This is a genomic window from Lactobacillus gigeriorum DSM 23908 = CRBIP 24.85 (assembly GCF_000296855.1).
In the GTDB taxonomy this organism is placed as follows: Bacteria; Bacillota; Bacilli; order Lactobacillales; family Lactobacillaceae; genus Lactobacillus; species Lactobacillus gigeriorum.
In genome coordinates this window covers 1-20,015 of the sequence record NZ_CAKC01000073.1, presented here as the reverse complement: position 1 = coordinate 20,015, position 20,015 = coordinate 1, and the positions used below count along the sequence as shown (strand labels likewise).

The following is a 20,015-nucleotide window of genomic DNA, read 5'->3' as shown; positions in this document are numbered from 1 at the left end:
GATGATTCCTTAAATTAATTTATTAAAATATTAGAAAAAGGAGTTCCTTTCTCGTATGATTGGTTTAAACAAAAAAACATACAGAAAGAAGAACTCCTTCATGAATGATTTTACCAAAAATACGATACAAGCTCTATTCAATCAAGACAAAATTAATGATTTATTGCGCAAAGAACTCCAGCAAGCAGTTAATGACCTATTGAAAGCTTAACTGACTGCGTTTTTAGGCTATGATCCTTATGCCAGAGCTGGCTAGAATACAGGTAATTCACGCAATGGTGTTTATTTTTGCAAGGTTGAAACGCAGTTTGGCGAGAATGAAATCCAAGTGCCACGAGACCGCAACGGCCTGTTTCATCAGAACACGCTGCCTGACTACAAGCAGCACTCCGATGTTTTGGAAAGTATGATTATCAAGCTATATTCCAAAGGCATAACCACCAGAGAAATAGCCGACTTGATTGAAAAGATGTATGGTAGCCATTACAGTCCAGCTCTGGTATCTAACATCTCCAAGCAGATGATTCCAAAAGTTTGAGGCCTATCATCAGCGCAAACTCAGTGATAAGTTCTTCTGCGCCGAGAAACTTTTGAACGTGAAGCTATTTATATTGCCATTGGTATCAAACCTAATAGCCACAAGGAAGTTATCGACTACTGTATTGCACCCAATAAAAACATTGAAGTCTGGACGGAGCTGCTCCAAAGCATGAAGCCTCGCGGCTTAGAGCAAGTAGAGCTTTTTCTTTCAGATAGCGTTGTGGGCATGAAGACAGCACTGGCAAAGACCTATCCTCAAGCTCATTTCCAGCATTGCTTGGTTCATGTCATGCGTAATATCTGCGCTAAAGTACGCGTGGAGGATCGCGAGGCAACTATGAATGAATTCAAGCAGATTCACCAGCAAGCCAATAAAGTAGCTGCTATTGATGTATTGCATGCCTTCTATACCAAATGGAACAAGAGTTATAATCATGTCATAAGGAACCTGAAAGACATCGAGCCGGACCTGCTGGTCTTCTATAATCATCCTAAGCAGATAAGAGCTTCAATTTGCTCTACCAATATGATTGAATCTTTTAACAACGTCATTAAGCGCAAGGCTAAGCCTAAAGCAGAGTTTCCAACTGAACAGTCGCTTGATACTTTTATTGGCATCCAAGCAATGAGTTACAATGACCGCTACTTCAACCGAATTCACAAAGGCTTTGGTCAGGTTCGGGACACCTTAGAATCTTACTTTGACTAAATAAAAAATCAATCTATGAGAAAGATCTATTTACACAAAAGATTTGACAGTTTCTGGCCAAAACAGATCATCTAAAGTCTTATCTAGTGCCTGACAAATTTTAATACACAAATTAACCGATGATTGTAATTACCTTTTTCAATCACCGAGATTGTCTGTCTTGAAACATCAACTTTCTTAGCTAATTGTTCCTGGACCCATCCTTATCAGCTACCAATCAAAAAAGCCCGAAATTGTACCGCACTACAAATTTCGGGCTTTTTTATTAAGCTTTTTTCTTATTAATCAAACAATAAACGAAAGAAACAATCGCTTCAGCTAGCATTGTTCCTGCCATCCCAGTCCATTGCCGGCATCATTTTTCCGCTAAAGGTAAAATACGCGGTAATCTAAGTAACAAATTAACCACGAAATCTTCAAAAAAATACTTTGCATTAAATTCACTTTAAGCTTTTTCAATCTTACCTGCAGCAATTGGCAAAGTTGTATGCGCATCATAGCTCATTACGCAACCACCAACGGTGTCAGGCAATTTAAGATCCTTTGGTACACCATGTACATAAACTACACGTTTATCTAATTGAAGATCTTCAGTGCCAAAGGCATCCTTGAACTTAGCTTGTAATTTTTCCAATGGAATATCAATTTCGTATTCGTAATGACCGTTTTCGTCTGCAACAGGATAACCATCGTGAGGGATGTTCATGTCTTGTGGCGCATCATCTAATGGCACCATGGTTGTACCTGATACTTCTTCAGTTTCTGGTAAATCAATGAAACCATCATGATTTTTATCCTGAGCCATAGTTGGAACATGAGCTTCCTTACCATCAGGAAAGCCGTGGAAGTGTTCCCAGTGTTCAATATTCTTAGGAGTATCGAACATTTCTACTTTGACATGAAGCTTGTCGCCATCTTCAGTAAATTCAGCGGTGCCATGAGCTTCGCAACCGATCTTATCTGCATTTAATGGGGTAATGTGTGCAATATATTTTTTCATCTTAATAATTCCTCTCTATTCTCTGATGCTTTCAAATTCATCATACAATCTTTGAGTAATAATTTGTTGTCTCAACACTTATCGTAATTAATTGTAATAAGAAGCTATTATGATAAAATTGATTTAAATCAAGAATTTTAGAAAAGATGATTTTTATGACAAAATATTCACCAATTACTTGCTTAAGCAAAGCAGCTCTTTTTACTGATTTACCAATTGAATTAAAAGAAAAACTAGTAACCGTCTCCGAACACCAACAAAAATTTCCTAAAGGAAGTATCATTAGGCAACCTGACGACGGCAAAGATGGCATGATTGTCATCGATCAGGGAAAAGCAAAAGTCTACAATCTATCAAAAGATGGTAAAGAAGTTGTGCTAGGTATACTCAAAAAAGGTGATATCGAAGGTCAGCAACATTTATTCAAACAAAGCGAAAGTGAAAATTTTGTTGAAGCTGTGGAGGACACCTGGGTATGCTCAATTAATCGTGCTGATTTTCAAAACCTTTTGCAAAAAACACCGGATTTATCATTGAAGCTTTTAAATAATTTCGGTGAAAAATTAGTGGCAATTGAACACAATTCAGTGCTTAGAAATACTTTAGATGCCAAAGAACGGATATTGGCTTACCTAAATGACTTGGCCAATGAACAAGGTAAAAATGAAGTTAAATTAGAACTGAAGAAAAAGGACTTAGCCAGCTATTTGGGAATTACACCGGAGACATTTAGCCGTAAGTTAAAAGAACTAGAAAAAGATGGCAAAATTGAAGTGCATGGACGCTGGATTAAGATGGAAAGATTAATTATGTAAAAAATAAAGCCCAGCAGATGCTGAGCTTATTTATTTTATTGCAAACCAAAAATTAATAGATTAGTTTCACCCATGCTCATTGAATCATCTTTTTTTAATTGTTTCAATGAACGTAAAACAAACTTTCTTTGATTACCATGCAACTCCTTAGCAGCCTTCATAGCAGCATTAAAGTTCCGCTTGCTGTTTGCTTTCTTAAGACTAGTATTCAATCTATTAGCAATTCTCATAAGTAGTTTTTTCACATTCTTCATTACTTTACTATTTAAGTAATGGTATTGCAAACCAGATTGAGTAGTCCAACTAGAATATTTCTTATCCTTAGAAGCAACCAAATATACTGGTGCACCAGTACCGCGGCCCTTAACGTTAAGAACTTTTTCAATTCTAAACTTAACTTTTTGAACCTTTTTAGGACTAATGGTTTTTGCTTTCTTCGAAGGCGTGATATTTTTAACTAATTTCTTATAGTTGGACTTATCAACATAAATCTTTGACGCATCTTTATCATTAATAATGCGCATGATATAGCCTTCCTTAGTAAAGCTAAGCCTAAAGCAGAGTTTCCAACTGAACAGTTGCTTATACTTTTATTGGCATTCAGGCAATGAGCTACAACGAACGCTATTTCAATCGAATCCACAAAGGCCTTGGTCAGGTTCAGGATACCTTAGAATTCTACTTTGATTAAATAAAAGATTAAAAAATCGATCTATGAGAAAAATCTATTTACACAAAAGATTTGACAGTTTCTCAATCTATATAGACATAAATTGTATTTATATAAAAATATATATTTTTTACTTATTATTTTAACAATATTGCTTTTAGTTGTGTTTGTTAGATAGTTCTATGAACCAATACTAGCAATAAAACATCATCGTCTATTTTATGTACAAATGGGAATGATAATTAATAACGAAAAAAGGACTGATCGTTATTGATCAATCCCTATAATTAGCTATTCTTTACCGAATAATTGCAGTTTCTGTTCATCATCTTCATAGTAGAAGATGGCATTTTGATAATTGTGAGTAACTGTCTTTTCATTATCACCATATTCATAATGGAAGACAATCGCATAGTCAACACTAGAGTAATTGTCGCCTGCAGGACGGATTCGCTTAATTTTGACTTCAACTAAAAAATCATCAAGGTTATCATCATCATCAAGAGCATCAGCTTGCTTTTTCAAGGCTTGATAATCCTTATTGCTTGAACCATTCACAAAATCATCAGAAGATGGCCCTCCGAAAGACGCCTCAAGCAAATCGCTCGCCTCATCTTCCGTGATCATCCCTTTCCAAATTGGCGTAACAAAGATCTGATCATCTTTTTCATAGACAGTAGTCGATGCTTCTTCAGATCCGAGATCATCAAAATTACTAATATAATGGCTGTATTCATCATTACGAATAGTTGACGTTAGATTTTCTACTCGTTGTGATCGAATCCTTTGCTTATTAAAGCTAGAAGCAACATAAAGATTCAATTCCGTATTAGTTGGATAATCTTTAAATACCTTTATACCATCGGAATTCAATTTTCCTACCGGTTTATTGTTCAAGTAAACTGTTCCATTAGGTACGCTTTGAACCGTAAATGAGATGGTTTCAATACCTAAATTAATGCTTTCATTCGACCAAATATTAACAGTCCGCTCAGTGGTTAAGTTTTTACCATTGGCTTTGAACTTGACCATTAATTCGTGTTGCCCTGGAATCACATGGGATAAAGTTTGGCTATAGCTTTCACCATCTTTGACAACTGTGCCAACTTTTTTGCCGTCTAAATATATTTCAGAGTTGGCATGATTAGATAGCACCTTAGGCGAATACGTATCTAGTTTTAGCACATATTTAGGATAAATAAGCCATTTGCGACCTGAGGCAATCAGATTAAGATTGGTTTCTGAATCCAAATTGTTAGCTTCTTGTCTCCGCTTTTCGTAGTATTTTTGAATCGATTTCAGGGTATCTTTGTTTACCACTGCGCGAGTATCATCAATTTTTACATATGGCGTTAAATCCTCAGAAGGATTCTTAAGAGCAGTAATGATAGCTGAGACTTGATTCTCTCGAGAAAACCGTGACTTTCCTATGTTATATAAGCCGAATAAAACCAGTAAGACTGCTAAGCCACCGAACAACATTATTTTGCTTTTCTTCGACATTGGCTTACGTGGTTTCGGTGCAGGCTTGGGTTTGAGTTGCTGTAAATGATTGCCACATTTCCCACAATACTTATCTGTAGGTTTGACAGGCGTCCCACATTTAGGACAATATTTTGCATTGGCCATCTTATTCACCTACATCCCAAAACGACCGAACATTCCCAAAGTACTGCCGACGATTCCCCAACCGATGACTGCAAAAATTAAAGTAAAGGCAAGGGCAAAAATCACTTGCAATACTAAGTAGCTATAGAACTTATCATGAACTGGATTAGGATCGCCCAATAATACTACTTGGAATGATGCAGTCCATACAGTAAGAATTAAGAAAATCATGATACCAACCAAAATTGGGTTTACCATTAGCATGAAGATAAAAGCCAGAACAATAAAAATGGCATTAAGATTGCTTACTTGCATCATATGGTTTACAAAATCGTTAAATTGACGAACTGACCCATAGATAAACTTATATCCTAAGTAGTATACGCCAAAACATGCTGCTTGAATGATTAACAAATAAATGAAAAATGGAATATATGGAATTTGCATGCCATTCATCATGCTATAGCCAGAATTAAACATCCCCATTACTCTTGAAGAACCGCTTGCCATACCGATAATGAATAGCAAGTCTTCTACCAAAAGCGTAGCCCAGCCATACCAAGATTCCGCAACTTGTTCTTTCATTGGATTTTTCCATGAGTAAGTTAACCAATCCCAGATGTTTGCAGGGTGATAAACTTCCGCTTCATCCACTTCGCCTTTTTCCTTAAAGAAATTCGCAGCTTGTGAAGCGTCGCTTTCTCCTTGTTGTTGATATTCCGCTCTAGTAATCGGTCTTTCAGTTTCAGCTGTCTCACTTTCTTTTGCTGTCGTAGCTGTTTTTTCATCAACAGTTACCGGAACGTCTTGGATATTAGTTCCACAGTTGGTACAAAAGTTAACGTCTGCTCCCATTTCAGAACCACATTTTGGACAAACTTTCATTATTCTTTTCCTCCATTTTTTAAGTATTTCCTTACTTATTAGTTTATCAAAACCGTGATTAAATCTGTACTATAAAGAAGTCGAAAAGCAAAAAATTCTATTAAATCATGGTATTAAGTGATCTAATAGAATTTTGCTTGGTTATCTTATTTACATGCTTGATTAATACGTTTTTAAAAGCGTTATAGTTTGATTCTCAATGGTATAAACTGCAAAATGATACTTTTCGATTAAAGCTTGATCCAAATGATGAGCTACCTCAACTATGGTTGCATTTGTTTCATACAATAATTTTCTGATTCTGATAGCATTATCGTTATCAACATTGGCAGTAATTTCATCTAAAAGAACGATTGGCTTTAGATGTAACAAGGCACGTGCAACAGCTATTCTTTGCAATTGTCCACCAGATAAATTCTTGCTATTAGCATCAATCTTTCGTTGAAGTGGATCAGGACCTAATTCATCCCACAAAGCTAATTTTTTTAAAATCAATTCAAGCTTATTATCTGCTATCTCATCACCTAAAGTAATATTGTCTTTAACTGTACCTGAAAAAATCCAAGGTGTTTGAGACACATAGGTAAGATCAGTCGGTTTTAGCTCTTGCTTTCCTAGCAACACTTGACCTTCGTTAGGCTTTAACCTTGAACTTATTAGATTCAAGACTGTAGATTTACCTAGTCCAGACTTACCTACTAGAACAATTTTTTGATGATTGTTAATCTGCCAATTAGTATGAGCAAGTATATTATGATCTCCATATGCAAATGATACATTTTTAAATTGGAGATTGTCATCAGGTAATTTTTCTTTAACTTCAGCTTTTAATGATAAATGCTCAGATAGGTGACGAAATTCTTCAGTAGTTGAAATAGCTGACCAGTAGGACATAACAGCTCTAATGTTTTGGACAACATTATTGGCAGTTAACGTCAAGCTAAGAAGCACGCTAACCGTAATTCCATATAAATTATATGACATTAGCCAAAAACCAATTGCCCACGGCCCCACTAAATTAATGACTGTTATTAACCAACTGAAGTACTGAATAGACCAATTAATTTTTTCTTGAGTAAATAAAGTCCCTTCTGTTGTTTGCAAGCGATTCTTTACTTTTCTGAAAAAGTAACGTTCTCTATTAAACTGTACTATATCCAAGGCGCCACTAATCCAATCATTAGCAGTAGCTAGCAATTGATCGCTAGCTTTGCTCCATCTTGCACCAGCTTTTGCTAAACTTTTCTTACCAACAATCATTGGTAAAGTAGTTAACAGTGAAAACAATAAAAATATTATCGCCATAATAACATTTACTTTAAATACATAGATTGAAGAAATAATAGCAGCTACGATTGATTGAATAATAGCAAAGATAACGCTGAAATAATTGTTATCGATTTGAATCGCATCATTGCTGATGCGATTTATGCTAGTATTGGTATCTTCTTGATCGTTAAAACTCCCAATAAGCATTGCTTCTTTTAGCTTTATACGCAATTTTTTTCGAATATTAGCTAACAACAATTGCTCTACATACAAGCCAGTATAGGTAAATACATAGATAAAAATTGCAAATATTAAGAAATGCATTCTTTGACTTGTAGTCGCAACTGCTAAACTTGGGAATTTTCCGAGAACAATACCATTCGCTACCCCTTCAAGACCACCCCAGATGAGGCATACTACCAATAGCAGTATTTCAAACAGCGAGATCTTTGAAAGAATCCATTTAAAATTAACCATAACCTTCTCCATCTCTAACTAACCTACTGAACAAGCGATATAAAGAGATTTAAAATAAATATTAAATTTATTCCATTCAATGGTTTTAATATTTGTTGATCATTTCCCTTATTATCAATAATTCAGAATTATTTATTGTTTACTTTCTATTTACGATTACTAAATTTTAATACTTTTTTAATTATAGTCAATATTTAGATTATTGATTAATTTTATTAAGCTATGACCGGTTTTTCTAGACAAGAAAAAAGACAGCCTTTTCGCTGTCTCTAAAATCGAAATTTACTTTTAGGTGATAGGTACATTAAGCTAAGCTTCTAGTTGCAAACGACCGATTTTCCAATGCAGTCAAAAGCGCATCTGCAGTATCAAGTGCGGTTAACAATGGGATATTTTGCTGAATTGCAGTTTGACGAATAATAAAGCCATCCGAATTCTTCTCCAAATCATGCCCCATCGTGTTGATTACCAAGTCAATCTTATCGTTGTGCATATCAGTTAAAATGTTGTTTTCGCCACCTTCATGAACCTTGGTAACAAGTTCGACATGAAGCTGATGTTCTTGCAAGAATTTAGCAGTACCTTCGGTTGCAAAAATCCGGTAACCAATGCTACTGAATCGCTTAGCAAGTGGTAAGATCTTATCTTTATCCTGATCCTCAATAGTAAGCAAGACGTTTCCATTTTCTGGCAATTCCATATGTGCACCAGCGAATGCTTTATATAAGGCCTTGGCAAAAGTAAGGTCGCTACCCATTACTTCACCAGTTGACTTCATTTCTGGTCCAAGGTAGGCATCAACATCTGCTAACTTGCTAAAGCTAAATACCGGAGCTTTGACGCTGATCAATTCAGGTTCAGGGGCTAAGCCATCTTCATAGCCTTGGCTTTCAAGACTCTCACCCATAATTACTTTCGTAGCTACTTGCGCCATTTCAATTCCTGTAATCTTACTCAAGAATGGCACCGTACGACTAGCACGTGGGTTGACTTCGATTACATAGACTTCACCATCACGAACAATAAATTGGATATTCATGATACCCTTGCAATTCAAAGCTAAAGCCAACTTCTTAGTCGTCTCTGCAATTTTGGTCTTAACTTCATCACTAAAAGTTTGTGGTGGGTAAACTGCCATTGAATCCCCTGAGTGAACGCCTGCGTGTTCAATATGTTCCATAATACCAGGAATCAAAACTGTTTCTCCATCGCTAATCGCATCCACATCACATTCGCTACCATCAAGATAGTCATCAACCAAAATCGGGTGATCGCTAGCTATATCAACATGGTCATGCAGATATTCTTCCAATTCATCCTGGCTATAAACAATTTCCATTGCCTTACCACCAAGAACATAACTTGGACGAACCAATACAGGATAACCCAGTTTTTCGGCAGCTTCAATTACGCCTTCATGGGTGGTGGCAGTTAAACCCTGTGGTTGTTTTAATTTCAGATCCTTAATGATCTTATCAAATTCCTCACGATCTTCTGCTCGATTAAGATCATTAACACTAGTTCCAAGAATCTTAATGCCATGTTTGGCTAAACCTGCTGCTAAATTAATTGAGGTTTGACCACCAAATTGTACGATAACCCCTTCTGGATTTTCCAAGTCACAGATATTTAACACATCTTCCAAAGTTAAAGGTTCAAAGTAGAGTTTATCTGAAATTGAAAAGTCAGTAGAAACCGTTTCTGGATTGGAGTTAACAACAATTGCATCATAGCCGAGTTTTTGCAGAGCTTTAACAGAGTGCACAGTTGCATAGTCGAATTCGACCCCTTGACCAATTCTGATTGGACCAGAACCAATTACAAGGACGGATTTTTTATTGCTCCGAAGACTTTCATTTTCTTCATCATAACTAGAATAAAAATATGGCGTGCTTGATTCAAATTCGGCAGCACAGGTATCAACCATCTTATAAACCGGCTTAATTCCTTGATTGAGGCGGAGATCTCTGACATCATCTTCATTTTCATGCCAAATTCGACTAATTGTATAATCGCTGAAACCATATTTTTTAGCTAACTTCAGAACTTCGACATCATCAATGTTTTGACTTAATTCTTGTTCAATTTCAATCAAATGCTTAACGATATCCAAGAAATAGAAGTTGATCTTGGTCAATTCATGCAAATCATTAATGCTGTATCCACGTCTAAAAGCTTCAGCTAGATAGAACAAACGATCATCTTGCGCTTTGACCAATTTTTCGGTTAACAAACTATCATCAGCTTGATGCGCTTCTTCTGAATAAAGATCTTTTTCATCGATCTCCAAGGAACGAACCGCCTTGAGCATTGCTTCCTCAACAGTTCGACCAATTGCCATAACTTCACCAGTGGCTTTCATCTGAGTTCCAAGCATCCGATCTGCTTTAGGGAACTTGTCAAAAGGCCAACGTGGAATCTTGCAGACAACATAGTCTAAAGCAGGTTCAAATTCTGCAAAAGTCGTTCCTGTTACTGGATTTTTAATTTCATCAAGAGTCATTCCAATTGCAATCTTGGCTGCCATCTTAGCAATTGGGTAACCTGTTGCCTTAGAAGCCAAAGCACTAGATCTAGAAACACGAGGGTTAACCTCAATTACGTAGTAGTTGAAGCTTTCAGGATCAAGTGCAAGTTGAACGTTGCATCCCCCTTCGATTTTTAAAGCTCTAATCAAACGTAAAGAACAGTCACGCAACATTTGATATTCTTTGTCAGACAAAGTCTGTGATGGTGAAAAAACAATTGAGTCACCTGTGTGAATGCCAACTGGATCGAAGTTTTCCATACAACAAACAATCATGGCATTATCGCTTGAATCGCGCATTACTTCGAATTCAACTTCCTTGTAGCCAGCAATTGATTTTTCAATTAAACACTCTGTTACCGGTGATAATTCCAATCCATTCTTACAAATACGAGTTAATTCTTCTCGATCGTGACAAATACCACCACCAGTACCACCCATGGTAAAGGCAGGACGGACGATGATCGGATAACCAATTTTATCGGCAAAATCTAGTGCTTCTTGGAGTTTATGCACCGTTAAGGAAGCAGGTACTGGTTCTCCTAAACTTTGGCATAGCTCTTTAAACATTTCCCGATCTTCTGCTTGTTCAATGGAATTCAATTTGGTACCAAGCAATTCAATGTTCAGTTCATCAAGAATACCCGTCTTGGCTAAAGCTAAAGCCATATTAAGTCCAACTTGTCCACCCAAAGTTGGCAAAATTGCATCAGGATATTCTTGCCGAATGATTCTTGATAGCGAATCAACAGTAAGCGGTTCGAGATACACTTTATCTGCAATCGTTGTATCCGTCATGATCGTTGCTGGGTTTGAGTTAACTAAAACAACTTCATAACCTTCTTCACGCAAAGCCAAACATGCTTGAGTTCCCGAGTAATCAAATTCGGCAGCTTGACCAATAATAATTGGACCTGATCCAATTACCATAATTTTGTGAATATCTGTTCTTTTAGGCATTTTGCTTTGCTTCCTTTCTTTGATCAATCATATCCATAAAGTCATCGAAAAGCGATTCTTCATCATGTGGTCCTGGAGTTGCATCTGGGTGGAATTGGACTGAAAATGCAGGATAGTGTTTGTGACGTAAGCCTTCAACAGTACCGTCATTAACTTCCACATGAGTAACCATCAAGTCATCTGGAATCGAATCACCATCGACAGCGTAGCCGTGATTTTGCGAGGTAAAACCAATGTTGCCAGTAGCAATTTCACGAACTGGATGGTTAAAACCGCGGTGTCCAAACTTCATCTTATAAGTTTTAGCTCCGTTAGCTAGGGCAAAAACTTGATGCCCCATACAGATCCCGAAAACTGGTACCACTTGTTCAATTTCACGTACCATCGCAGCAGCATCCATCATTTCAAGCGGATCGCCAGGTCCATTGGATAGTAATACGCCATCGGGATGCATATTAAGCACTTCTTGAGCAGTTGCAGTATATGGCAACACGAAGCAATTGCAGTCTCTTTTAGCCAGTTCACGCAAAATACTGTGTTTGATACCAAAATCGATCACGACTACATTGCGTTTAGACCCAGGAACTGGATACGCCGTTTTGGTAGAAACTACATCGATAATGCCTTTGGTGACATCTTTGGCTTGTAATTCTTGAGCAATTTCATCAGTTGCTTCAACATGATCAGTGATTCGACCTTTTAAAGTACCGTGAATCCGTAGCTTTTTAACTAATGCTCTCGTATCAATTCCTTGAATTCCAGGTACTCCGATTTGCTTTAAAAAATCAGGCAAGCTAGTTTGCATCCGCCAATTATCTGGTCTTCTTGCCACTTGGTGACAAATTACGCCTTTAACTTCTGGTTTAATTGACTCAAAATCGGCTAGAGTAACGCCATAATTTCCGATTAACGGGTTAGTAAATACCAAAATCTGATTAGCATATGATTGATCAGTAATTGCTTCTTGATAACCAGTCATTCCCGTAGTGAAAACTACTTCGCCATCAGTATCTACTTCAGCCCCAAAGCCTTCACCAGCATATACGCTACCATCTTCTAAAACTAAATATCGCATTTTATTCACCTCGTTAATATACCTTTTGACCAGCGACTAAAGTCATAATCGTTGGACCATAAACTTTTGCACCAGTAAATGGCGTGTTTACACCTTTAGACTCATAATCTTCTTCGGCAAAAACAAAGTCTGCATTAAGATCAAAAATTGCAATATCGGCTGGTTCACCTACTTCAAGGTATCCACAATGCTTCAAGTTAAACTTCTCCGCAACTTGATCAGTCATCAAAGAAAGCAGTTTGGTTAAAGGAATTATCCCTGTCCTTACAAACTTAGTATAAAGCATTGCGAAGGCGGTTTCACTTCCGGTGATTCCAAAAGCACTATTAGTAAAACTACCTGTTTTTTCATTTTTAGCGTGAGGGGCATGGTCCGTAGCAATCATGTCAACTGTTCCATCTATTAAAGCCGCTATCAAGGCTTGGCGATCTGCTTCTGATCTCAATGGTGGATTCATCTTATAATATGGATCATCGCTTAAGATATTATCTTCGCTTAATAAGAGATGGTGCGGACTGGCTTCACAAGTTACGTTAATACCCTTAGCTTTGGCCAATCTAACTAACTCTAAGCTACTTGCTGTTGAGATATGACAGATATGATAGTGGACGCCAGTTTTTTCTGCTAATAATAGGTCCCGTGCAATTTGAGTTGATTCAGCTAGTTCGCTGATTGGTGCTAAATCAAATTCTGTAGCTTTCTTCCCTTCATTAATGACGCCATGATTAAACAGTGCATCATCTTGCGCATGTGCAGCAATAAGCAGATCGTTTTCCTTAGCTTTTTTCATTGCAAGATACATAGTTCTGGCATTTTGTACCCCATGCCCATCATTGCTAAGTGCAAAAGCCCCAGCTGCTTTTAAACCCGCATAATCAGGAATATCATCGGTAACCTCATCATTAGTCACCGGACCATATTGCAAAATATGAACGATGCCTTTTTCATGATTTTCTTCAACCATTTTTGCAATCAAGTCAGGCGTATTAGGAACAGGAGTTACATTCGGCATAGCGCCAACAGTGGTAAAACCACCATGAGCGGCTGCACGACTTCCGGTTAAAATATCTTCCTTATAGGTTTGACCAGGATCGCGATAATGCACGTGCACATCGATCAGACCAGGGGTTACTAATTTATCAGTCGCATCAATTACTTCATCGGCTGTTAAATTTTGTCCAATTGCCACAATCTTGCCATCTTCCATTAAAAGATCAGCTTTAAATGTGCGACCATTATTGTAAAGCGTACCATTTTTGATTACTGTAGCCATTATTTGAGACCTCCGAGTTCGCGTCCACGCATCACTGCTTCAAGCATTGCCATTCTCATAAATACGCCGTTTTGCATCTGCTGGTAAAACTTTGATTTTGGCGCTTCAACTAATTCTCCTGCTAGTTCAACGTCATGGTTAATTGGACCTGGATGCATAATAATTGTTTGTTCTTGCAACCGATCATAGCGTTGCTGATTGATACCATATTTTTCATGATATGCCTTAGCATCAAACGTTTTTTCGTTAGGATCGCCTGTGTGGCGTTCATGTTGAACTCGCAAAAGCATCATGACATCAACTTTGTCGACTAATTCATCTAATGCTTCATATTTACCATATTGGTCAAAAGCATGATCGTACCAATATTCTGGACCTGAGAAGTAAACTTCAGCACCTAGCTTGGTCAACATTTCCATGTTGCTTTTGGCTACTCTTGAGTTAGTAATATCGCCAACTATGGCTACCTTTAGACCTGCAAAATTACCGAATTGCTCATGAATGGTCATTAAATCTAGCATTGATTGTGAAGGATGCTGACCACTGCCATCGCCTGCATTGACAATTCCTAGATTAAGATGTTGGTCTGCACGGGGATGAATTAATTTTTCGTAATACCCGTTTTCTGAATGACGAATAATTGCTAAGTCAACGCCCAACGCATCCATGACGAGTGAGGTGTCGTAAAGAGTTTCGCCTTTATTTACTGATGAGTGTGAAGGATCAAACGGCAAAACTGTCAAACCAAGTTTTCTTTCAGCCATTTCAAAACTGGTATGTGTCCGGCTTGAATCCTCAAAGAACATGTTTACGGCATAAGCTGGGTTAACTAGTGTTTCCGGTTTACCGCCATGTTTGAAATACTCGGCTCTTTCGATAAGAGCTAGAACTTCATCTTTTGATAATTGTTCCATTGTTACGAAATGCGATAGTTTTGCATTTGTTAAATTATTCATTGCCTTTTTCTTTCTAAAAAATAACCTGAAGCTTGATTGGCTCCAGGTTTAGGCTAGTCTTTGCTGTTACACAAAAAGAACAACCCTTCTGGCCCTCTCTGGAGTCAATTAAACGGTTGGTATTTTGTTTTATAGTTCTGTAATGTCTACTCGATCTTCTTGATCGATTTCCTTAACACGAACAGCTACTTGTTCAGTATTAGAAGTTGGAATGTTTTTGCCGACAAAGTCTGCACGGATAGGAAGTTCTCGGTGGCCACGGTCTACCAAGACAGCCACAGCGATTGAGCTTGGACGCCCTTGATCAATCAAGGCATCCATAGCTGCACGAATGGTTCTTCCAGTAAAAATTACATCGTCTACTAGAACAACACGTTTGTCAGTAATGTCAAAACCGATCTTTTCGTCATTGATTACTGGATCTTGCTTGAGGGATGCATCATGACGGTCATCACGGTACAAGGTAATGTCAATTTTCCCAAAAGGAACATCAACACCTTCAAGTTGCTCGATTCGATCATGAATTCTTTGTGCAAGGTAAACACCACGTGTTTGAATACCGATCAAAACTAAATCTTCTGTTCCTTTGTTACGTTCAATGATTTCGTAAGTAATACGAGTCAATGCACGCTTAATTGCTAATTCATCTAAAATTTGTTTACTCATAATTTACCTCCACAATTTCCAGCCCATGAAAAAAGCTCCTAGATCTGTGTAGACTAGGGGCTTTGTAGAAAAGTTAGCGTAACTTTTAATTATGTTGCCCTTACTAGTCTCACGGGACTAACTTAAAAGGTCTGTTTGCAAATAATATACTTGTCTGTAACTGAAATGTCAACAGTTTTGCTGGGATTAATTAAATTCCACTTGTCCTACCAAGTCATTAATGTCATCAACGCCTAACTCAGCCAGTAACTCTGGTAAAGCCTGAACTATCTTCACTGCAGCCTGATGATCTTCAAAATGAGCCGACCCCACTGCAACTGCTCTTGCTCCTGCCAAGAAAAACTTCACCACATCTTCTGCTGAATAGATACCGCCCATACCAATGATTGGTAATTTGGTAGCCTCATAAACATCATGCACCATGCGCAAAGCTAAAGGTTGAACCGATTTTCCAGAAAGTCCACCAGCATTGTTGCCAAGCACAGGTTTACGAGTTTTAATATCAATTTCCAAACCATAAACAGTATTGATTAGTGAAATACCATCAGCACCACCACTTTGAGCAGCACGAGCAATTTCAGCAATATCAGTCACATTAGGAGTCAATTTTGCATAGACTGGTAAGCTAACCTTGTTTTTTATGTTGGCTATAACTCGTTCAACAATCTGGGAATTAATGCCAAAAAGCATCCCTCCTTCCGCCACATTTGGACACGACAGATTAACTTCAAGGGCATCAACGACTTGTGCTTGATCAATTTTTTCAGCTAAGTCAACATAATCTTGCTCTGTGCCTCCTGCAATGCTAGCTACCATTGGAAGATTTGGATGCTGCAAGCGTAATGGTTTCATTTTGGTCTCAATTGCTGCTTCGACACCTGGATTAGTTAAGCCAACCGAATTCATAATCCAATCTTGACTGACGAAAATTTGCGGTTGTGGATTGCCTAATCCCTCTTGAGGAGTAACGGTTTTAAACACAAATGCTCCCAAATCTTCTAAATCAAAAGCATATTTCTGATCACCAAAGCCAAAAGTTCCACTAGCTGGCATAACTGGATTTTTCAATGAAAGGCCTGGTAGATTAACTTTAATATTTGCCATTTTTTCTGCTCCTAAAATAACAACGACAATATTTTTGCTTTATTTTACACTGAAATATCTTTTTTGCAAAAAATTATTCTGCTTGTTTTTTTAGAAAAGAGATGCTAAACTTTGGATAAACATAAGCTTTAAACGGTACAGAGAGACCGCAAGTTTAATCAGACTTAAATTACACATGGATTAGTCTATGCCTGGATCTCTGGACCAAGTGTAGACTTTTTTCATGGAGGAAAAAATGGCTAAACCCGTATTTGTAGCTTTAGATGTTGCTAGCAAGGAAGAATTGGATAACTTATTAGCACAATTAGGTGATCCCAAAGAAACTAGTATCAAAATTGGGATGGAACTTTTTTACCACTTGGGTGGAGAGATTGTTGTTGACCTAGCTAAGAAAGGCTACAACATTTTTCTTGATCTAAAAATGCATGACATTCCCAACACTGTATATAACGGAGCCAAGCAAATTGCTAGTTTAGGGATTAAATATACTACGGTTCATGCACTGGGTGGCAGTGAAATGATTTATGCTGCTAAAACTGGCTTAGTTGCTGGAACACCAATTGGCCAGCCTGTGCCCAAGCTTTTGGCAGTAACTGAATTAACCTCAATCTCAGATGAAATTTTGAAAAATGAACAACATTGTGATTTGCCAATGAATGAACAAGTAATTTCACTGGCAAAAATGGCTAAGAAGGCTGGCGCGGATGGAGTCATCTGTTCTCCACTAGAAGTCAAAACTTTGCATGAAAAAGTAGGAGATAATTTTCTTTACGTTACTCCAGGGATTCGTTTACAACAAAATACCGACGATGACCAGAGTCGAATCGCTACCCCTGCTCAAGCTAAGATTTGGGGTTCGAGTGCGATCGTTGTGGGGCGTCCAATTACCCAAGCTGAGGATCCCCAAGCTGTTTACGACATGATTAAAAAGGAGTTCAACTAAGATGAATCAAGAAAAGATTATTGCTAAATTAATTGCCGAAAAAATTATTACTATTTCTCCAGACAAGTCATTTACTTATGCTAGTGGGATGCATTCTCCAATTTATACTGATTTGCGATTAACTATTTCCTACCCTGACTTGAGAAGTTGGATCATCAAAGACTTGGCTGCTTTGATTAAGGAAAAGTTCCCAGAAGTTACAGTTATTGGCGGTGTTGCAACGGCTGGAATTCCTCATGCAGCTTTAGTAGCAAATGAATTGAATCTTCCTATGATCTATGTTCGTCCTAAACCTAAGGATCATGGGAAAGGTCGTCAAATTGAAGGACGTTTTTCTGAAAATGATAAAATTGTATTGATCGATGACTTGATCACTACTGGTGGTTCAGTCTTACAAGCGGTACAAGCAACTGAAAAAGAAGGCGGAAATGTTATTGGGGTAAGTTCAATCTTTACTTATCACCTTTCAGACGCCGACAAGAACTTTGAAACTGCTGGTGTGCCATTCGCTCCGTTATTATCCTATCCTGAACTTTTAAAGGCACAAAAAAACTCAGGAGCAATTACTCCTGAGCAATATGAAACTTTAAAGACTTGGCATGAAGACCCATGGAACTGGGAATAGTATTTAAATAATTATTTTAGGACCTGCTTGTTGGCGGGTCTTTTTTATCGGTTTCTTTTAAATATTGGTTTTATTTTTTGGGAAAAATCGTTCTAATTTAACCGAAATAACGCTAATCCAACCTATTAGTGAAATAACAAAGGAAATTAGCAACAGTTTTGGAATATCATAACTGAGAACGGCAATATTTTTCCCTTTTTTTGCTTTAACTGTAGGAATTCCAATTCCATTTTTTGTTATATGCTGTTTTTTCCATTAATTAATAGTTGAGAATTCTTGTACATAACAATCGGTAGAACCTCTTTTTTCGCTGTAGGTGAGGTCCAAGTTAATTAAAGTTTTGCATGTGGTAATACTTTGTGTTCAAACAAATGAACTCTTTTATCTATTTTGTCAAAATATACTTTTTCTCCTTGAGACAACGATAATTCTTCATTTTTTGGCAAATAATCAGGATAATAATAGTGATGCATTAAATCTAAAGCTGCTGTTAATCCTGTAGGACTTTTACCATATTTCTGAATATTGGGTGTACTGTGAAATCTCATTGTCCAAGAAGCTGCACCTAAATCTGACATAACCATACTATAATTCGATAGGAAAAAAATAAGTAACACTGTTGGTATTAACAAATTATACGCGTGGTGCTAGTTAAATCGTTCTAGGCAATAAGCCAAGTTATAGGTTAATATCGCAATCTCTAATCGACTTTGGATGCCTGTCAGACTGCGAGCCCGATTGTTCTTCGCATTGTAATAGGTCAACAGCGAAAAGTCGCTTTCAATCGTTCTTCGAATCGCCATTAATCGATGATCGTTATGCTCCTTTGATCCGGCCATGTTCTTACGATACGGCGTCCAAAGCTCATAGCCCATTTGTTTCAGCTGCTGATGCAGTTCTTTGCCTAAATAGCCTTCATCGCCAAGAAGACAGCGATTGGCTGGATGAGCATTTTTCATCAGCTCAACCATTTCGTTGGCATCATGAACCGATGCCTTGGTTACGGCATAATCAAGGATATAGCCATCATCGCTGACAATGGCATGAACTTTGAAGCCATAGTAGTAGACTTTCTTGGTCGCCTTGTAGCTGATATTGGCATAGCCACGAAAAATTCTGGCGCGATAGTTGCGAATCGGCTGACAAACAGGTACCGGAAAGCTATCGATGATTAGGAATTGACCGCTTAGATCGACTTTTCGGTTCATTTCTTGCCGTATCAGACAGATTAATTGCAACAGCTGACGCGAATACCGATTGAAACGAGAATGAGACAGACAGCCGAAGACTTCGCAAAATCTTCTCTGGGATTCGATGCCTGATTTAGCTTGCCAAATAAGCAAAGCTAGAAGCAGACTGTCGGAAATCTTGGCTTGCTTTAGATTTCGACGATTTGAGAAATTAGCCGGAGCATACAAACGATACCAATGGCGACAGATGATAGCTAAATCTTTGAAACCAACTTGTAAATGGTGGCTAAAACGATTAAGATTAAGGCGGTTCAATAAGATCAGACTCTTTTCTATTAATTTTTACAACTAAGTCTAGTCCGATTGGACTTTTTTATTAACTAAAACGATTTAACTAGCACCACGCGTATTCAACTATCCTGCTTAAATCTAAAAGTCTTTCCAAATTAAAAATACTATGTGGATACAGTAGTCCGCCGACTCCAGTTGGTAAAAGCCATTTACTTGTATATTCTCGTTTTTTTCTATTGGCCATTCATTGATAAGATGCATCTTTTAGATTCTTCCGGAATTTCTTTTCTAGCAGTAATGAATTATTTTAGGAATCATCTTTTTCTTCTTTAGTTTTGAATGAGACAGCAAAAACTAAGTGTAAAATAATTTGCGGTAAGGTAAAGAACAAATGAAAAAGGAGTCAAATCCCCCTAGGGACTTGACTCCAAA

The 20,015-nt window shown here is 37.6% G+C and carries 15 protein-coding genes and 4 pseudogenes; 5 read left to right on the top strand and 14 right to left on the bottom strand.

Going from position 1 to position 20,015, the window contains the following annotated elements; genetic code table 11:
• Positions 1 to 277: 277 nt before the first annotated feature.
• Positions 278 to 1,249, top strand: a pseudogene (locus tag BN52_RS09920) (IS256 family transposase); the annotation flags it as partial.
• Between the two features lie 30 nt (positions 1,250 to 1,279).
• Here the strand turns inward: BN52_RS09920 and BN52_RS09915 are convergent.
• Together BN52_RS09915 and BN52_RS07170 are read right to left on the bottom strand one after the other, a co-directional pair.
• Positions 1,280 to 1,443 (bottom strand): annotated as a pseudogene (locus BN52_RS09915) (helix-turn-helix transcriptional regulator); the annotation flags it as partial.
• A gap of 251 nt (positions 1,444 to 1,694) precedes the next feature.
• The gene (locus BN52_RS07170; protein ID WP_008473771.1) at positions 1,695 to 2,249 is read right to left on the bottom strand and encodes a hypothetical protein; all 555 of its coding nucleotides are present in this window, start codon (positions 2,247 to 2,249) and stop codon (positions 1,695 to 1,697) included.
• 155 nt (positions 2,250 to 2,404) lie between these two features.
• Between BN52_RS07170 and BN52_RS07165 the strand changes: the two genes are divergently transcribed.
• Positions 2,405 to 3,064, top strand: coding sequence for a Crp/Fnr family transcriptional regulator (locus tag BN52_RS07165; protein ID WP_008473770.1), 660 nt, complete (start codon positions 2,405 to 2,407; stop codon positions 3,062 to 3,064).
• 35 nt (positions 3,065 to 3,099) lie between these two features.
• Here the strand turns inward: BN52_RS07165 and BN52_RS07160 are convergent.
• A pseudogene (locus BN52_RS07160) lies at positions 3,100 to 3,618 on the bottom strand (hypothetical protein); the annotation flags it as partial.
• Between BN52_RS07160 and BN52_RS09910 the strand changes: the two are divergent.
• Positions 3,607 to 3,755: pseudogene (locus BN52_RS09910) on the top strand (IS256 family transposase); the annotation flags it as partial. The pseudogenes BN52_RS07160 and BN52_RS09910 sit on opposite strands and share 12 nt — an antisense overlap.
• Before the next feature lie 270 nt (positions 3,756 to 4,025).
• On the opposite strand, the gene BN52_RS07155 reads toward BN52_RS09910, so the two are convergent.
• The 9 genes from BN52_RS07155 to BN52_RS07115 form a co-directional block, all read right to left on the bottom strand.
• Positions 4,026 to 5,363: a TcaA 3rd/4th domain-containing protein gene (locus tag BN52_RS07155; protein WP_008473768.1), complete on the bottom strand. Its 1,338-nt coding sequence runs from the start codon at positions 5,361 to 5,363 to the stop codon at positions 4,026 to 4,028.
• Between the two features lie 9 nt (positions 5,364 to 5,372).
• Positions 5,373 to 6,227 (bottom strand): zinc ribbon domain-containing protein, encoded by an 855-nt coding sequence (locus BN52_RS07150; protein ID WP_008473767.1) that lies wholly within the window; start codon positions 6,225 to 6,227, stop codon positions 5,373 to 5,375.
• Between the two features lie 162 nt (positions 6,228 to 6,389).
• Positions 6,390 to 7,973 carry an ATP-binding cassette domain-containing protein gene (locus BN52_RS07145; protein WP_008473766.1) on the bottom strand — a complete coding sequence of 528 codons (1,584 nt, stop codon included), beginning with the start codon at positions 7,971 to 7,973 and terminating at the stop codon, positions 6,390 to 6,392.
• 304 nt (positions 7,974 to 8,277) lie between these two features.
• Positions 8,278 to 11,460, bottom strand: coding sequence for a carbamoyl-phosphate synthase large subunit (carB, locus tag BN52_RS07140; RefSeq protein ID WP_008473765.1), 3,183 nt, complete (start codon positions 11,458 to 11,460; stop codon positions 8,278 to 8,280).
• Positions 11,453 to 12,535 carry a glutamine-hydrolyzing carbamoyl-phosphate synthase small subunit gene (gene carA / locus BN52_RS07135; protein ID WP_008473764.1) on the bottom strand — a complete coding sequence of 361 codons (1,083 nt, stop codon included), beginning with the start codon at positions 12,533 to 12,535 and terminating at the stop codon, positions 11,453 to 11,455. Before carA ends, carB begins: the two co-directional genes overlap by 8 nt.
• A 13-nt stretch (positions 12,536 to 12,548) precedes the next feature.
• Positions 12,549 to 13,808: a dihydroorotase gene (locus BN52_RS07130; protein WP_008473763.1), complete on the bottom strand. Its 1,260-nt coding sequence runs from the start codon at positions 13,806 to 13,808 to the stop codon at positions 12,549 to 12,551.
• A complete protein-coding gene (locus tag BN52_RS07125) occupies positions 13,808 to 14,764 on the bottom strand; it encodes an aspartate carbamoyltransferase catalytic subunit (protein ID WP_008473762.1) in 957 nt (318 codons plus the stop codon). Before BN52_RS07125 ends, BN52_RS07130 begins: the two co-directional genes overlap by 1 nt.
• 129 nt (positions 14,765 to 14,893) lie before the next feature.
• On the bottom strand, positions 14,894 to 15,430 hold the full coding sequence (gene pyrR / locus BN52_RS07120; protein ID WP_008473760.1) for a bifunctional pyr operon transcriptional regulator/uracil phosphoribosyltransferase PyrR: 537 nt from the start codon (positions 15,428 to 15,430) through the stop codon (positions 14,894 to 14,896).
• 186 nt (positions 15,431 to 15,616) lie between these two features.
• The gene (locus tag BN52_RS07115) at positions 15,617 to 16,534 is read right to left on the bottom strand and encodes a dihydroorotate dehydrogenase (RefSeq protein ID WP_008473758.1); all 918 of its coding nucleotides are present in this window, start codon (positions 16,532 to 16,534) and stop codon (positions 15,617 to 15,619) included.
• Between the two features lie 235 nt (positions 16,535 to 16,769).
• Between BN52_RS07115 and pyrF the strand changes: the two genes are divergently transcribed.
• Together pyrF and pyrE are read left to right on the top strand one after the other, a co-directional pair.
• Complete coding sequence (gene pyrF / locus BN52_RS07110; protein WP_008473757.1) at positions 16,770 to 17,477, top strand: orotidine-5'-phosphate decarboxylase; 708 nt, start codon at positions 16,770 to 16,772, stop codon at positions 17,475 to 17,477.
• Between the two features lies 1 nt (position 17,478).
• Positions 17,479 to 18,102 (top strand): orotate phosphoribosyltransferase, encoded by a 624-nt coding sequence (gene pyrE / locus BN52_RS07105; RefSeq protein WP_008473756.1) that lies wholly within the window; start codon positions 17,479 to 17,481, stop codon positions 18,100 to 18,102.
• Between the two features lie 332 nt (positions 18,103 to 18,434).
• Here the strand turns inward: pyrE and BN52_RS07100 are convergent, their stop codons facing one another.
• Positions 18,435 to 18,680, bottom strand: coding sequence for a hypothetical protein (locus BN52_RS07100; protein ID WP_040473474.1), 246 nt, complete (start codon positions 18,678 to 18,680; stop codon positions 18,435 to 18,437).
• Between the two features lie 69 nt (positions 18,681 to 18,749).
• Positions 18,750 to 19,607, bottom strand: coding sequence for an IS982 family transposase (locus tag BN52_RS07095; protein WP_008473754.1), 858 nt, complete (start codon positions 19,605 to 19,607; stop codon positions 18,750 to 18,752).
• Positions 19,608 to 20,015 lie beyond the last annotated feature (408 nt).

Bases quoted from the DNA above. Each gene is read 5' to 3' on its own strand.
- pyrF (WP_008473757.1), top strand. From the start codon at position 16,770: ATGGCTAAACCCGTATTTGTAGCTTTAGATGTTGCTAGCAAGGAAGAA.
- BN52_RS07165 (WP_008473770.1), top strand. From the start codon at position 2,405: ATGACAAAATATTCACCAATTACTTGCTTAAGCAAAGCAGCTCTTTTT.
- BN52_RS07170 (WP_008473771.1), bottom strand. From the start codon at position 2,249: ATGAAAAAATATATTGCACACATTACCCCATTAAATGCAGATAAGATC.
- carB (WP_008473765.1), bottom strand. From the start codon at position 11,460: ATGCCTAAAAGAACAGATATTCACAAAATTATGGTAATTGGATCAGGT.
- pyrE (WP_008473756.1), top strand. From the start codon at position 17,479: ATGAATCAAGAAAAGATTATTGCTAAATTAATTGCCGAAAAAATTATT.
- BN52_RS07115 (WP_008473758.1), bottom strand. From the start codon at position 16,534: ATGGCAAATATTAAAGTTAATCTACCAGGCCTTTCATTGAAAAATCCA.
- carA (WP_008473764.1), bottom strand. From the start codon at position 12,535: ATGCGATATTTAGTTTTAGAAGATGGTAGCGTATATGCTGGTGAAGGC.
- BN52_RS07155 (WP_008473768.1), bottom strand. From the start codon at position 5,363: ATGGCCAATGCAAAATATTGTCCTAAATGTGGGACGCCTGTCAAACCT.
- BN52_RS07125 (WP_008473762.1), bottom strand. From the start codon at position 14,764: ATGAATAATTTAACAAATGCAAAACTATCGCATTTCGTAACAATGGAA.
- BN52_RS07150 (WP_008473767.1), bottom strand. From the start codon at position 6,227: ATGAAAGTTTGTCCAAAATGTGGTTCTGAAATGGGAGCAGACGTTAAC.
- BN52_RS07100 (WP_040473474.1), bottom strand. From the start codon at position 18,680: ATGTCAGATTTAGGTGCAGCTTCTTGGACAATGAGATTTCACAGTACA.
- pyrR (WP_008473760.1), bottom strand. From the start codon at position 15,430: ATGAGTAAACAAATTTTAGATGAATTAGCAATTAAGCGTGCATTGACT.
- BN52_RS07130 (WP_008473763.1), bottom strand. From the start codon at position 13,808: ATGGCTACAGTAATCAAAAATGGTACGCTTTACAATAATGGTCGCACA.
- BN52_RS07145 (WP_008473766.1), bottom strand. From the start codon at position 7,973: ATGGTTAATTTTAAATGGATTCTTTCAAAGATCTCGCTGTTTGAAATA.